Annotated in this window: 14 protein-coding genes and 1 pseudogene; 2 read left to right on the top strand and 13 right to left on the bottom strand. The window is 67.5% G+C overall.

What is annotated here, in order from left to right:
• Positions 1-155: 155 nt before the first annotated feature.
• The 11 genes from ACFYXF_RS03560 to ACFYXF_RS03510 all read right to left on the bottom strand — a co-directional run bounded on the left by ACFYXF_RS03560 (position 156) and on the right by ACFYXF_RS03510 (position 9,060).
• A complete protein-coding gene (locus ACFYXF_RS03560) occupies positions 156-992 on the bottom strand; it encodes a GntR family transcriptional regulator (protein ID WP_389347720.1) in 837 nt (278 codons plus the stop codon).
• 235 nt (positions 993-1,227) lie between these two features.
• Complete coding sequence (locus ACFYXF_RS03555) at positions 1,228-1,458, bottom strand: hypothetical protein (protein WP_389347718.1); 231 nt, start codon at positions 1,456-1,458, stop codon at positions 1,228-1,230.
• A gap of 380 nt (positions 1,459-1,838) precedes the next feature.
• On the bottom strand, positions 1,839-2,675 hold the full coding sequence (locus tag ACFYXF_RS03550; protein ID WP_389347716.1) for a zinc-dependent metalloprotease: 837 nt from the start codon (positions 2,673-2,675) through the stop codon (positions 1,839-1,841).
• A gap of 138 nt (positions 2,676-2,813) precedes the next feature.
• A complete protein-coding gene (locus tag ACFYXF_RS03545; protein WP_389347714.1) occupies positions 2,814-4,025 on the bottom strand; it encodes an acyl-CoA dehydrogenase family protein in 1,212 nt (403 codons plus the stop codon).
• An 88-nt stretch (positions 4,026-4,113) separates the two neighbouring features.
• Positions 4,114-4,752, bottom strand: a complete 639-nt coding sequence (locus ACFYXF_RS03540) for a GAF domain-containing protein (protein WP_389347711.1) — start codon at positions 4,750-4,752, stop codon at positions 4,114-4,116.
• The gene (locus ACFYXF_RS03535; protein WP_389347709.1) at positions 4,752-5,306 is read right to left on the bottom strand and encodes an ATP/GTP-binding protein; all 555 of its coding nucleotides are present in this window, start codon (positions 5,304-5,306) and stop codon (positions 4,752-4,754) included. The genes ACFYXF_RS03540 and ACFYXF_RS03535 overlap by 1 nt, the downstream gene beginning before the upstream one ends.
• Positions 5,307-5,373: 67 nt before the next feature.
• On the bottom strand, positions 5,374-5,694 hold the full coding sequence (locus tag ACFYXF_RS03530; RefSeq protein WP_389347707.1) for a DUF742 domain-containing protein: 321 nt from the start codon (positions 5,692-5,694) through the stop codon (positions 5,374-5,376).
• Positions 5,576-6,280 carry a roadblock/LC7 domain-containing protein gene (locus ACFYXF_RS03525; protein WP_389347705.1) on the bottom strand — a complete coding sequence of 235 codons (705 nt, stop codon included), beginning with the start codon at positions 6,278-6,280 and terminating at the stop codon, positions 5,576-5,578. Before ACFYXF_RS03525 ends, ACFYXF_RS03530 begins: the two co-directional genes overlap by 119 nt.
• A gap of 61 nt (positions 6,281-6,341) precedes the next feature.
• Positions 6,342-7,733 (bottom strand): ATP-binding protein, encoded by a 1,392-nt coding sequence (locus tag ACFYXF_RS03520; protein ID WP_389347703.1) that lies wholly within the window; start codon positions 7,731-7,733, stop codon positions 6,342-6,344.
• A 131-nt stretch (positions 7,734-7,864) separates the two neighbouring features.
• Positions 7,865-8,386, bottom strand: coding sequence for a hypothetical protein (locus tag ACFYXF_RS03515; protein WP_389347700.1), 522 nt, complete (start codon positions 8,384-8,386; stop codon positions 7,865-7,867).
• 32 nt (positions 8,387-8,418) lie between these two features.
• Positions 8,419-9,060, bottom strand: coding sequence for an ATP-binding protein (locus tag ACFYXF_RS03510; protein ID WP_389347698.1), 642 nt, complete (start codon positions 9,058-9,060; stop codon positions 8,419-8,421).
• A 130-nt stretch (positions 9,061-9,190) separates the two neighbouring features.
• On the opposite strand from ACFYXF_RS03510, the gene ACFYXF_RS03505 reads away from it, so the two are divergent.
• The gene (locus ACFYXF_RS03505) at positions 9,191-10,435 is read left to right on the top strand and encodes a helix-turn-helix domain-containing protein (RefSeq protein WP_389347696.1); all 1,245 of its coding nucleotides are present in this window, start codon (positions 9,191-9,193) and stop codon (positions 10,433-10,435) included.
• Between the two features lie 65 nt (positions 10,436-10,500).
• Here the strand turns inward: ACFYXF_RS03505 and cutA are convergent, their stop codons facing one another.
• Positions 10,501-10,827: a divalent-cation tolerance protein CutA gene (gene cutA / locus ACFYXF_RS03500; protein ID WP_389347694.1), complete on the bottom strand. Its 327-nt coding sequence runs from the start codon at positions 10,825-10,827 to the stop codon at positions 10,501-10,503.
• Between the two features lie 624 nt (positions 10,828-11,451).
• Between cutA and ACFYXF_RS03495 the strand changes: the two are divergent.
• Positions 11,452-12,316: pseudogene (locus tag ACFYXF_RS03495) on the top strand (IS5 family transposase).
• Between the two features lie 21 nt (positions 12,317-12,337).
• Here the strand turns inward: ACFYXF_RS03495 and ACFYXF_RS03490 are convergent.
• Positions 12,338-12,721 (bottom strand): VOC family protein, encoded by a 384-nt coding sequence (locus ACFYXF_RS03490; protein ID WP_389347692.1) that lies wholly within the window; start codon positions 12,719-12,721, stop codon positions 12,338-12,340.
• Positions 12,722-12,998 lie beyond the last annotated feature (277 nt).

Below are 12,998 nucleotides of genomic sequence, written 5' to 3'. Positions count from 1 at the left end.
CGATTTGAGGCGTCGAGTGGTGCTTCCCGGCCACCGACCCGAGGTCCCTTGCCCCGATCTTGGAGTGGATCGGGGTCGCCTTTCCCCGGGCTGGTGTCTTGCGCCGCCCTTTGGAATCGGGCTCGGAGGGAGCGATTCCAGAAGGCGACCGTCTGTCAGGCCCTGTCGGTGCCGGTGCCGTTCTTCTCAGCGCTGGTCAGCAGGCTGCGGGCTGAGGAATGGACGACCGTGCCCCTCTGCCGGGTACCGCTGAGGATTCCCCGTTTCCTCAGCGGCCTGAGGGCGGACTTGAGCGTGCCTTCGGTGGTGCCGAATTCCTCGGTGAGCGCCTTGGTGCCGGGGATCCTGCTGCCTTCCGGATAGGTGCCGTCCTTGATTCGAGCTATGACCACGTCACGGATGCGCGGGGACTGGGTTCTCGGCAGGGTCCAGGTCTGGATCTGGCCCGATTGCTTGCGCACCCGGAGGGTGGGGCCGAGGGGCTGGGCGTCGGGGTCCATGACCACAGTGCCGAGAGCGGAGATGCCGAGTGTGAGTCCCGCATGGGCGAGCCGGGCCAGAGCCCGTCGTACGGAGTCGTCGAGGACACCGAGTTCCACGCACAACCGGTCCCGTGAGGGGAGCACGTCACCGACCCGGTAGGTTCCGTCGGAGATGCGGGCCCGCAGGACCGTTTCCACCCGATGGGCCTCGCTCGCTTCGTCCAGGCCTTCTCCAAGGTCGACGAGGCGGTGCACGAGCCCGGAAGGGCAGCCCAGGAAGGCGGCGATGCCGAACATGGATCCTCCCGCGCGGTGGGCGGCGGCGACCGCGTTGGCGTACCGGGTACGGTCGTCGTGGGTGAACCGCACGCCTGGTGTGTAGTCGGGCAGTTCTATGAGGTGCTGCTGCCAGGGCGGGGCGTCGCTCGCGGGCGGGTGTCGGCGCTCTTTGGCACGGGCGGCGGCGCCCATCTGATCGACGGGTCCCGCGTAGGGTTCGCCGCTGGTCACGGTGGTCTCCATCAGGTGGGTGCTGGATGGGGGAGTACCGGTCCTGTGTCGCTGTGCCCCAACACGGCGGCACAGGACCGGAAGCCGGCCCGTCGTTCCCTGAATCACCGACGGTCCAGGGAACGACGGGCCGTGCCCGCGTCGTCGGGCGGGGTGTCAGGACATCGCTCGACGACGAGGTGTTGAACCCGCGCGTGGCATTCCGGTTTCACGGTGCTGCCGCGCGCGGCAGCTTTCAGACGACCGTGGATCTTGACCGGTCCTGGGCGTGCGGAATACCTACGGTGGCTTCGTCCGCCTCGGTGGAAGGAGGTTCCTGGCCAGAGGGTTCGGCGGCGTTCACCCGGGCGGCCGACATGTTGACGGACGGAGAGCGGGCCCTGTCAGGAAGGAGACGGTCAGGGGTGAAGAGGTAGTCCGCAGCTGCTCTGCGGAACGTCTGGCCGAGCCCGGAGGACGTCTTCATGCCACTCCCTCCGTAAGGAAGGCGGCGAAGCCGTCGACGTCGTACACAGCCAGCTGGCTCCACGGATCAGCGGCGGCACCAAAGCGCGCGATCTGCTGCGTCATGTCGAACAGCAGGCACAACACGGTGGCCGTGATGCGATCCCACCGGTCGCCCGGCGAGGGGAACGGCAGCCGGGATCGTGGACGCGCTGGGACCGCCTTACCCAGGGGCGTGACGGTCTGAGTCGGGCCGGGGCTGCTGCACGTGCCGTCAAGAGCGGCGGAGTGGGGCTGGGGCACCGAACGTCCTGTTCAGGAGTGGTCTGGGCTGAATGGAGGTTGGGGCCGGGTGTAGTTCCCCTCGGGCATTGACGGCCGAGGGGAACCACACCCGGCAGATCATGCGGATCTCAGGGATGCGAATCGGGCCGTCCAGGCAGCCGGGTCGTCCGTCTCTTCAGTGGTAGGGACCAGGTCCGGGCTCGCCCAGACCTGGTTGAAGATGTCGAGACCGTGCTCGGCGATGATGTCGCCGACGCTGCCCCTCGCCCGGTCGAAGAAGTCGCGCGTCCCTAAACCCGGGACGGAACCCTGCAGGGCACGGAAGCGCGGGCTGGCGTGCGGGCTGAACTCATTCGTCACTACCGGGGCGCCGAGGATCTTGGTGGTGACCTGGTGGTCCGCCCAGTAGGCGTGACCCTCCAGCAAGAACTTGTAGTCGCGGTCCGCCGTACCACGGAGGTGTGGGAAAAGGGTGTCCTGGGCTTCCCAGATGCGGCCCTTCGTTGTCGCGTACTGCGTCAGGTGGGTTGCCTCGTGCGCGACGGTCTTATAGAGGAAGGGTTCGTCCTGGAGGTATCCGCCCTCCCGGAGCGACTTCGGCAGGACGACGATCTCCGGCGTCCCTGGTACGAGGGACGCGGAATGGGCCGCGATCAAAGGCCATTGCTGGCGCAGTGCCTTGCCGTTGGCCTTGATGGTGGCGTACGCCGTGCGCATGTCCGCCCACGGAGCGGAAAGCTCGGTGGCTTCGGTCCCCAACTGCCGCTTCAGCCTGCGGACGTGGGACTTGCGCCAGGCACGGGGACGCATCAGCCGGATGACCACGGAGTCGGGCAGAGGTAGCCTGGTGATGCTCTCGACCAGCGGTAACGTCTCGCCGGCAATGGCCTCCAAACGGTCCGCGAGCGGATCGAACCGGGGGCCGGCTTCGTTTCGTACGATAACAGGTGGCATCGTGCTGCTTTCCTGATAAATATTCTAGTTTTCTTCTATTTGGTCTCCCTGTTGCCGAGCCGGGGAGGTGTGGCTTGGCAACAGGGAGTGGAACCCGTACGCGGCAAGTCGATTGACGGGACTGCCACGCACGGGGGCTCATGCGGCGGCCAGCCGCTCGGACCACTCGATCTCTGCTTCTCCGAGAGCGGTCTTGGCGAGGTGGATCCGCTGGAACTCACCGGTCCCGGCGGGCGGATAGGTGTACTGGATGTCGCGGAAGAGGCGTTGGAGCAGGTAGTCACCGTCCAGGGCGCGGGCGCCGTGCAGTTCCATCGCGTCCCGCGCGGAAGCCGCAGCCAGTTCGTGGCCGGTGTGCTTCGCGCCAATCAGTTGGGAGTCACAGGGCAAACCGCGGTCGAGGAGGTGGACGGCCTGATAAGCGGAGCCCTGAGCGATTTGGAGACGGGCCTGCATGCCGCCGAGCCGGTCCCGCACGACAGGCAGGTCGGACAGGTGCCCGTCGTACCGGGGACGACTCCGCAGCCACTGGGCGGTGGTCTCGACGAGAGCTTCGTGGATGCCCAGACTGACCGCGGTGAGGTTGGGGCGGCCGTAGAGGATGCTGCTGCTCTGCGCGACGAACAGCCCCTGGCCGACGTCCCCAAGCACATTGGCCACAGGTATGCGAACACGGTCAAGGCGCAGATGACCGACGGTGAAGCCGTGCAGACCCAGACCTGGTCTGTGCCGCTGCCGGGTCAGTCCCTTGCGGTCGTGCTCGACCAGGAACGCGGTCAAAGCCTGGGAGGCGGAGACGCCGGGCGGCGCCGTACGGGCGACAACGACATGGAGACCGGCCAAGTGGCTGTTGCCGATGTGGACCTTGCTCCCAGTGATCACCCACCAGTTGCCGTCTCGCTCGGCGACCGTCTCAATCCCCCCGATATGACCACCCGCCTGCGGCTCGGTCACCGCGATCGAGAAGAGCAGCGTCCCGCCTGCCGCTTGCGGGAGCCACTGCGTCTTCTGCTCGACGGTCCCCCAGAGCTGCACCGCGCCGGCCGGGATCAGGCTGGCTTGGAGCATGGCCGCCGTGGCCGCGGACACCACACCGCTCCGATGGATGAGTACCGTCCTGGCGACGTGCCCGGCCGCCATCCCGCCGTACTGCTCAGGGATCGTCACTCCGAACCAGCCTTGCTCGGCCATGAGTTGGGCGATCCTGCGCTCGACCTTGTGCGGCGAGGCCTCCATACGTTCTACGCGGGGCGCGATGAACTCGGCGGCGAAGACATCTGCCTCGTGCCAGAGCCGGTAGTGGTCGGGGGTGAGGTAGGGGGTGAGTGCGGTGGGCGGCGTGGTGGGCATGGTCGTCTCCCTCTCCCTGGTGGAGTCGCAAGGCGGCGTGCGGCCGGGTCCCCGAGCGCGGGGCTGCCGAGTGGGGGCGAGGCGGAACTCAGTGCGCCGGTGCGCCGCTGGTCAGGGCGTGCAGGATCTCGGCGCCGCTGGCCTTGACGGCGTCGAGGAGACGGCGGGCGTCGCTGAGGGCGCGGGCTTCGGGGTCGATGGTGCACACGGTGCCCAGCGCGATGCCGGTCTCCCCGTGGATCAGGGGTGAGCCGAAGTAGGAGCGGATCCCTACCGAGTCGGCGACGTAGTTGCCGGAGAAGCGGGGCGAAGCGTGGACGTCGGGCAGGGGCAGCGCCTTCCTCCGCTCCATCACGGCGGGGCACCAGCCGTGATCGAGTCTCATGGTGCGGGGGACGACGAGGTGGCCGCTGTCCGGCGGCGGATTGTGCAGGCCGACGAACGTCTGCTCGCCCAGGAAGATGTTGACGAACCCGTAGAGCATGCCGGTCACCTCAGCAAGATGCCGGGCGAACTCGTCCATCAGCCGGTCGGGAGAGGTGGGGATGCCCAGGCTTCGGATCAGCTCATCGCGGGCCTGCTGCTCGGCGATCTTCCGAGCCTGGGCTGCGCTGATCTCCTGGCCCAGTTGGATCGTGCCGGGGTGCGGGACGATCGTCTCGGGCCGGACGCCAGGTTGGCGGCGGGCGGACCGGGACGGAAGCGGAAGGTGGGTGGGGTGCGTCATCAGGCATCCAGGGGGGTGGGGTCGGCGGGGGTGAGTTCTAGGGCGTGGTCGACGAGGCGCAGCAGGACCCGTGCGACCGACGACTTCACGCGGGCATCGCAGGTCACGACCGGGGTGCCGGGCTTGAGCGCGAGGGCCTGGCGGACCGCGTCGATCGGATAGCGGTGAGCTCCGTCGAACTGGTTGACGCCCACGACGAACGGCAGCCGTGCGCGCTCGCAGAAGGCAATCGCCGGGAAGCTGCGGTCAAGGCGGCGGGTGTCGGCGAGGACGGCGACGCCCACGGCTCCGCGGGCCAGGTCGAACCAGAAGTCGACGAACCGGTCCTGGCCGGGTGTGCCGAACAGCATCAGTTCCACGGGGCCGTCGTCGCTGTCGACGCTGAGGCGGCCGAAGTCGAAGGCCACCGTGGTGGTCTCCTTCGCCTGTACGCCGTCCAAGTTGTCGGTGGAGGTGCCGGCCTGGGTCAAGACCTCTTCAGTGGTCACCGGCTCGATCTCGCTGACCGCGCCGATGAAGGTGGTCTTGCCGACCCCGAAGCCCCCGGCCACCATGCACTTGAGCATGAGCGGGGCGCCACCGTGCGCGGCGGCTGCATCTGGGCGAGACGAGCTGGCGGTATCAGCCAGCCATGCGGTCGAGACCGACACGGAGTTTCTCCAAGAGCTGTCGGGACGGGCGGTCCCCGAGTGGGTCGTCCGGGGCGGTAGCTGGCGTGTAGGCGTCGGTGTCGGTGACGGACAGTTCCAGGACCCGGGCGTCGACGAGATCCGAGATCAACACTCGGGTCGCGGCGAGCGGGAGACGGATGGTGCCTGCAAGTTCAGCCACCGACCGGCTCCGTTGCCGGCACAGGGACGTGATCTGCTGGTACTCCTCTGCGGTCAGGCTCACGCCGGGCCTGCCCCGCCCCGCCTCCAGGACGGTGTCCGGGCTCAGCACGTGGCGACCGCGGGTACGGCCGCCGGTCACGACGTAGGGCCGTACGAACGCGGCAGCCGCAGGGGCGGGGTGCGGCATGTGTCGGCTGGGGCTGGCCATCAGGCGGTACGGGGGGCTCGACCATGTACTCGGCGAAACGGTCCACCAGCTGGCCCATCTCCCACCCGATCGTGCCCACGCTGGCCTGCGGTTCGGCGATCACCCCGAGCACCGTGTCGACCTTGCCCTGTTTGGTGCCCGGTTGGTTCGGGAAGGCCGCGCTGGTGCCAGCGATGCAGACGAGGATGATGCCGTCGGCCCGCTCGATGAGTACCTGCTGGAGGGGGGCCTTGTGTCCCTCCGGTCCCGGGATGTTCTCGCTCAGGGAGGCCAGCGAGCCCAGGGTCGCGGCCCACTTGTGGGCATAGTCCCGGTGGATCCCGCTGTCCACCAGCGGCAACGCGTCCCGCGAGATCAGGAGCGCATGGCGGACACCAGGGACCTTCTCGACGAAGCCCCTCAGCTGGTCGGCCAGCTTCTGGCGTACATCGGCGGGGTTGGACGAGGCATCCGTCGCGTCGTGGGGCTGTGGCGTGTCGAGGGTCATGGGAATCGCTCCTGCATATCTGGACTGGCCGTCGTCGCCGAAGGCCATGGGTAGGTGGGGGCTAGGAGTGCGTGGCCGGCCGGACGCTCTGCGGGTCGTGCGGGGCACGGCCGGAGCGGAAGCTGTCTCGGAACTCGGCGGCCAGGCCGAACCGCGGCCGGGCCGAGGGAGGCCTGAGGGGAGCGGGCTCGGGCTCCACGTCTTCCGGAACGCGTTGGGGCAACGGCGGCACGCCTCCCTCCTGGCCGACGCCCGGCGGCGCCAGCGCCGTGTGTGGGGTCACGGCGGGCGGTGGCGGAGACGTGTACTGCGGCGTCGGCACCGCTGCTGGGGTGGGGAGCGCGGAAGGCGCGGCCCTCTGGACCAGCAACCTGTTCGGCACGACCACCAACGCGGTGGTGCCTCCGGTGGAGTTCTCCGACAGATGGACAGCGATCCCGTGGATGCGGGCGATCTTCGCGGCAGTGAGCAGACCGAGCTTTCCAGCTCTGACCAGCGGGGTCACATCAACCTGGTCGGGATCCTCCAGCAACAGGTTGTACCGAGTCCGGTCCGCCGACTTCATCGGAATGGCCACGCGGTCCTCGACCTCGATCGCCAGACCGCGTGCCACTTGCTGTGCGCGCACCTGCACCTTGGCCGATTGGTCGCAGAACGCCGTGGCGTTCTCCACGAGTTCGGCCAGTAGATGTGTCAGGTCCGGCCCCACATGCCGAGGCAACCCCAGATCGACACCGACCGTGCTCGCCGCGATGGAAACCTGCGAGTAGTACTCCACTTCCTGCACGGCGCCCCGCAGCAACTCGACCACGTTCACCGGCTGTTGATGACTGCGCAGGGACTCGCCGGCGGATGCGGACTTGCTCTCCACCCAGCGACGCAACCGCGTCACCAGATGATCGAGCTTCCAGAGCGTGTCCAGCTGGTCCGGATCATCCGTCTGGCGCTGTACGAGATCCAGAAGCTCCAACGCCCGGTCGAGGAGGGCGTGTTCACGCCGCGCGAACTGGCCGTTCATCGACAGCAGCACCGACGACCGCGACTCGCTGTGAACACGGATCAGAGCGTCAGCGGCCTGCACCTGAAGCTCATCCAGCAGTGCCACCACATCATCGGCCGGGCCTGCCCCCTCAATTGGCGGAAGGCTCTCAGGCACCGACGGCGTACCGCCCCGGCACAGCTCCTCAGCCGTGAACTGCACGAGTTTCTCCAGAGCGGCTGCCGCCGCGGTGACCCGCTGCAACTGGGCTTTGTGCGCCTGATCAACAGCCTTCGCCGCTGTACGGGAACGGAAGACGCCGGCCACAGTGGCGGCCAGGGGGCCGCACGCCACCAGTGCCAGAAGGTATCCGGTCGGAACCTGACCTGTTCTCCAGACGATGACGGCGATGCCGAGGAACCCGAAACAGATGACCAGTGGTGGGGCGACCGCCGATCGGATCTGTTCGAGCACGAAGCGATCGATCGGAGCACGACGCTTTCCCTTACCTCGGCCGTGGGGAGCCGGGCGTGCAGAAGGCTGGGGGGCAGGCATGAGTTCCTCGGAGTCAGGTTCGAGTGGGGGTGAACGGGCTCGTTGTGCGGTCAGACGATGGGGAGGATGACCTGCACCTTCTTGCCCACGACCTCGCCGTCGGCGTTCTTCTTCAAGCCCCAGGACAGACGGCCCTTGTAGTAGGCGACCCACCACAGGCCCTTCGGCCTTCCCGCTACGGAGCCGCTCTGATTCGCTATGTCGACGAAGCCGGGAAAGTCGCGGAAGGCGTCCTGCACCTCGACGAGCAGTTCACGGGTCTTGGCGTCGACCATCAGACGCAGAGTGATGGTGCCGTCGGGGAATGCCGCACCGTGGTTGACGGCGTTGTCCACCAGCTTGTCGGCGAGGCGGGCGGCCTTGTCCAAGTTGCCCTGCCAGTGCCCATCCATCAGAGCCGACCGCACCCGCTCCCGCGCGAGGGAGCCGACATCCGTACCGGCCACCATGGCCACGATCCACTCGAAGGCCGGCTCGACCTCCGTTCTCAAAGTCATCAGAGGCGTGACGACCTCATGGGCACCGGCGTGGTTCTCGGGGCTGGCCGTAGTGGCGTCAGCTGAGGAGGGCATGAGAGCGGATCTCCAGTAAGTGCACGAGCAGGTCAGGAACAGGACGTCGGAGACAGCGAATCGGGGGCGGCGATCAAGAACCGCAGACCCTTGTCCGTTGTGGAGAGGCGCAGCGGACCGGCTCTCGGCACAGGCACGGATCGGTCACCAGCGCCAACTGATCGGCGACTTTTCGGATCCACGGTGGGAGCCGATAGCGCTTCAGCTGCGCGAGCGTCAGTCGGCGGGAGAGCGAGGGAGCACCAGGTCATGGTGCCGTCGCGGCTAACACCCCACTCCTCTGCGAGAGCGGCGACGAGCATCAGCCCCCGGCCGTTCTCCGCCTCGGCGCCCGCCTCACGTTGTTGAGCCGGAGTCGGGTTGCCGTCGGAAACCTCGATCCGCAGTTCTTCGGCAGAGCTGACGACCCGAAGCCCGATCGTGTTGCCGTGGCAGTGGCGCACAGCATTGGTGACCAGTTCCGAGAGTGCGAGCGCAGCCGTGTCATTGAGTGCTGTGAGGCCCCAAAGGCGCAGGTGTGCCAAGGTAGTCCGTCGCATGAGCCGGACGTGGGCGTCGGCTGGGGCGAATGCCACCTCGAAGCCACGAGTGGTCGCCCGCTCTGATCCGGCCGGGGCGCGCTGGTCGCAGCGCCCTCGGCCGTCCTCGTTGTTGAGCGCCTTACGGAACGTCATGGACCTATCGCACCGTGCTCTCAAGCACCCTGCCAGGGGAATCTAGAGGGGGAAAAACTTGTCAAGGGGGAAACCAGCAGGGGGATCTGAAGCCATGATTGGGTGCAGTCCACCAACAGAGGTCACACTCATGCCAGCAGATCCGTTCGCCGAACTGCTTCTCCAACTACGTAAGCAAGCGGGACGCACTCAGGACGAACAAGCAGAGGCGATCAACACTGTCTCCGGCCGGGACACCATGACCCGCCGCGAGATCAACCGGTATGAACATGGTCAGAACATCCCCACCAATCACACGGTTGCGCATATCGCGACGGCCTGCGGCTTCCCCCCTGAACAGTTGCAGCGGGAGGCAGCAGCCGCCCGCGCCCGGCGGAGGAAGGGGCACCGCCGTGGAGGGGAGGAGCTGGATGACGTGAACCGCCGGACACTGGTTGGTGGCGCTGTACTGGGCGCAGCTGCTGCTGCCGAGCCGTGGGGCCGCCTGGCGCACGCCCTCAAACGAGGGACGAAGGTCGATGCGACCGGAGTGGACGCGCTCACTGATCACGCCGCTGCGCTCCACGTGAGCGAGCATCACCTCACGGCCCGTCAGCTCCAGGGCAGGGTCGAGGCGCACCTTGACGCCATCACTGCGGTTCTGCCCCGTGTCGGCGAGCGCGAGCGCGCTGTGACCATTGCTGCTGGTGAAACGGCTGCCCTCGCTGGGTGGGTGGCTTGGGACCTGGGCGACTCCGGGAGAGCGCGCGCCTACTACGAGGTCACGAGCGCGTGCGCCGAGGCCGCCGGACATCCCCCACTGCGGGCTTTGGCCCTGGCGTACGCCAGTTATGGCGCCGCCACGCCGGAGAAGGCTATGAAACTTCTGACCCAAGCTGCCCAAGATGTTCGGGGGCCGGGTAACGCGGCCGCTGCCGCCTGGGTCCACGGCCGCCTCGCGGAGGAAGCGGCGACTGCCGGCGATGACATCGGCGCGCTGCGGGCGTTGGAGCGTGCCCAGGCCGTGTACGACTTCGCAGACCACACTACCGAACAAGCATGGGTGCGGTTCATGACCCCGTACCGCCTCGACTCTCTGTCATTGTCGGTGTACGGGCAGCTCAGGCGGCAGGAATTGGCGGAGACCGCCGACAACGCCGTCGACCGTCTCGGCGATGAGCTGCCGGAGTCAGGGGTCGTGGTCCTGGGCGACCTGGCCTCAGCGCTTCTGCGCGGAGGAGACATCGAACAAGGTGTCTACGTGTCGCATCAATTCGCAGCCGCAGCAGAGGCCCGACCGAACACCATGGGCAGGGCACGTGCGCAGGACATTGCCACGCTGCTTCCGGGCCGGGAGAAGGAACTCGCTTGGCATCTGCAACAGCTGGCAGCGTGAACTGACGTGCGGCTGCTGCGTACAACGCTCCGTGCAGCAGCCGCTCCTCGGCGGCGGTCCGCGCCTTACCTCGCCGTCGACTGTTCAGCCACCCACGACAGGTAGGCTGCGGACCCGCCGGTGATCGGCAGGACGACCCACTCTGGAACCTCGTAGCTGTGTTCCCGGGCCACCCACGCCTCAAGTTCCGGAAGACGGTCGGTGGTCGTCTTGTACGAGACCCGCCATTCCTGAGCGGTCTCGATCTTCTCCTTCCACCAGTACACCGCGGTCAACGGAGGGTCGATGTGGGCGCCGGCGGCCAGCCGGTTCTCAACCGCGCCTCGTGCCAACGCCGTTGCTTTCTCCTCGTCATCGATGGTCGTCTGCGCCACCACGATCTCGCTCGCCATGCAACTCCCCTCCCGGTCGATGTACACCGACCCTACATAGCGCGCCCCCGATGATGGAGCAGGGTGTGGTGGGCACACAGCCGCCCCACGCGTTGGCTGGAGGGGAGTGTTGGCGGCCAGATCCGTCTCTAGAGGCCGCCGTCGGGGGAGGCCGAGCGGACCGGGCTCGACGTAAACACACGTCATCGGGCTCCACGACTGTCTGTGCCCGTTCGGGCGGAGGGGCGGCGGAGCCCAGGCGGCCGCAGTACGAGGCGAGGCCCGGTTTCACGGCCTGACCGAGGTTCTGGAGCATATGCGATCAGCCGTCTGGAGGGCGTGCGGGGTGTCGAGTAAGGCGTGTTCGGGGCAGACCCCGGCGCGGTCCCGGCAGATCACTTCAACTCCCAGGTGCGCCATCGGCCATGCCGCCAGGGAAGCCGCCTCGCGTCCGGGCAGGACCTCGATGGGCCGGTGACGTTCGCCGTCCGTATTCACGGTGGCGTACGAGTGGCCTCGGCGGGTGGCGAGATAGTCCACCCCAAGAACCCGAAGCGTGCTGAACTACGGGTTTGGCGGCCCCAGGAGCCGGTGCAGCTAGGGCCTGTTGCGAAAGTGGATCTTGGTCGTGGATGATCACGCTCTGTGGGGCGTGGTGATCTGACGAACGGCCAGTGGAGCCGTTGCTGCCGAAGGGCATCAAGCCGGGCCGTCCGCCGGTGTGGACGCGGCGGCAGCTGATAGACGGCATACGGTGGCGGACCCGGACCGGTGCCCCCTGGCGTGATGTGCCGGAACGCTACGGGCCCTGGGACCGGGTCTATGACCTGTTCCGCCGCTGGCAGCGGGATGGTTCCTGGGCCAGGATCGTCACTCAGCTTCAGGCCAAGGCCGACGCGAAGGGCCTGATCGCCTGGGATGTGAATGTCGACTCGACCGTGTGCCGGGCGCACCAGCACGCGGCCGGGGCGGCGAAAAGGGGGACCTCCAGAGGGAGCCGCCCGGCGGTATTGCAGTCGAGCCAGCCGACCACAGCCTCGGACGTTCCCGGGGCGGGCTGACCACTAAGATCCATCTTGCCGCTGAGCAGGGGCAGAAGCCGCTGTCGGTGCTGATCACGGGTGGACAGCGGGGCGATTCTCCACAGTTCGAGCCTGTCTTGGACGCGATCCGGGTGCCCCGGATCGGCCCTGGTCGACCCCGCAGGCGACCGGACCGGGTGCGGGCCGACAAAGCGTATGACTCCCGCCGCAACCGCGCCTACCTGCGCAGACGCGGTATCAAGGCGACCATCCCGGTTCCTGCGGACCGGGTCCGCAACCGCCAGAAACTCGGCTCCCAAGGCGGTAGGCCGCCGAAGTTCGACAAGACCGACTACCGCGAGCGCCACGCGGTCGAATGCGGTATCAACCGCCTCAAGCGCCATCGGGCCGTCGCCACGAGATACGACAAGCTCGCCGTCCGCTACGAGGCGACCGTGCTGGTCACAGTCCTCAACGAGTGGCTGTGACCAGCACGTTTCCAAGGATTCCTAGCCGTCGTCGAGGCACAGGCAGAACGGATGCCCGGCAGGGTCGAACAGCACGCGTACGTGCTCCTGCGGCTGAACCGGCGCTAGCGAGGCTCCCATGGCCACGGCCTCGGCGACCGCCTCGTCCAGGTCGCCTACTTGGAAGTCGAAGTGCATCATCGGACGCTGCTCACCATCGGCCGGCGGCCACACAGGCGGCTGGTACCCAATGGCCTGCTGAAAGACGACATAGACGGCCCCTTGCGGCGGAGCGACGACAGACGTCCCGGGCTCCTCGTGCACGATCGGCCAGTCCAACAGCTCCGCATAGAAGCGGGCCAGAGCCCCGGGGTCCGGCGCTTCGATCGCGGTCCCCCACCACATGCGGCTTGTCTTAGAACGCATGCTCGACCCTAACCCGGACCTCCCCAAGAACCCGATGCGAACGGGCCAGCCAGATCAGTAGCCACACCCCGCACTTTCACAACAGGCCCTAGGTCATCCGCCCAACGCCGAGGCGCACTTGGGCAGGCAGTTGGGTGTCAGCCCGTCCAGGCAAGTGCGAGCCCGATGTGATCCAGCGTGTGGTTGAGCCTGATGGTGAAGCGCGCGTATCAAGCGGTCAGTTCGGGAGCGGCTCGGCGGGAGGGCGGGATCGGACGGGAAGGTAACTGACGATTCC

The sequence above is a fragment of the Streptomyces sp. NPDC002680 genome, assembly GCF_042889145.1.
Classification (GTDB): Bacteria; Actinomycetota; Actinomycetes; order Streptomycetales; family Streptomycetaceae; genus Streptomyces; species Streptomyces adonidis.
Note: the sequence above shows the minus strand (reverse complement) of the source record. Positions and strands in the feature narration are given on the sequence as shown.

Coding starts and splice junctions, on each gene's coding strand:
- ACFYXF_RS03555 (WP_389347718.1), bottom strand. CDS start 1,458: ATGAAGACGTCCTCCGGGCTCGGCCAGACGTTCCGCAGAGCAGCTGCG.
- ACFYXF_RS03550 (WP_389347716.1), bottom strand. CDS start 2,675: ATGCCACCTGTTATCGTACGAAACGAAGCCGGCCCCCGGTTCGATCCG.
- ACFYXF_RS03545 (WP_389347714.1), bottom strand. CDS start 4,025: ATGCCCACCACGCCGCCCACCGCACTCACCCCCTACCTCACCCCCGAC.
- ACFYXF_RS03540 (WP_389347711.1), bottom strand. CDS start 4,752: ATGACGCACCCCACCCACCTTCCGCTTCCGTCCCGGTCCGCCCGCCGC.
- ACFYXF_RS03535 (WP_389347709.1), bottom strand. CDS start 5,306: ATGGTGGCCGGGGGCTTCGGGGTCGGCAAGACCACCTTCATCGGCGCG.
- ACFYXF_RS03525 (WP_389347705.1), bottom strand. CDS start 6,280: ATGACCCTCGACACGCCACAGCCCCACGACGCGACGGATGCCTCGTCC.
- ACFYXF_RS03515 (WP_389347700.1), bottom strand. CDS start 8,386: ATGCCCTCCTCAGCTGACGCCACTACGGCCAGCCCCGAGAACCACGCC.
- ACFYXF_RS03510 (WP_389347698.1), bottom strand. CDS start 9,060: ATGACGTTCCGTAAGGCGCTCAACAACGAGGACGGCCGAGGGCGCTGC.
- ACFYXF_RS03505 (WP_389347696.1), top strand. CDS start 9,191: ATGCCAGCAGATCCGTTCGCCGAACTGCTTCTCCAACTACGTAAGCAA.
- cutA (WP_389347694.1), bottom strand. CDS start 10,827: ATGGCGAGCGAGATCGTGGTGGCGCAGACGACCATCGATGACGAGGAG.
- ACFYXF_RS03490 (WP_389347692.1), bottom strand. CDS start 12,721: ATGCGTTCTAAGACAAGCCGCATGTGGTGGGGGACCGCGATCGAAGCG.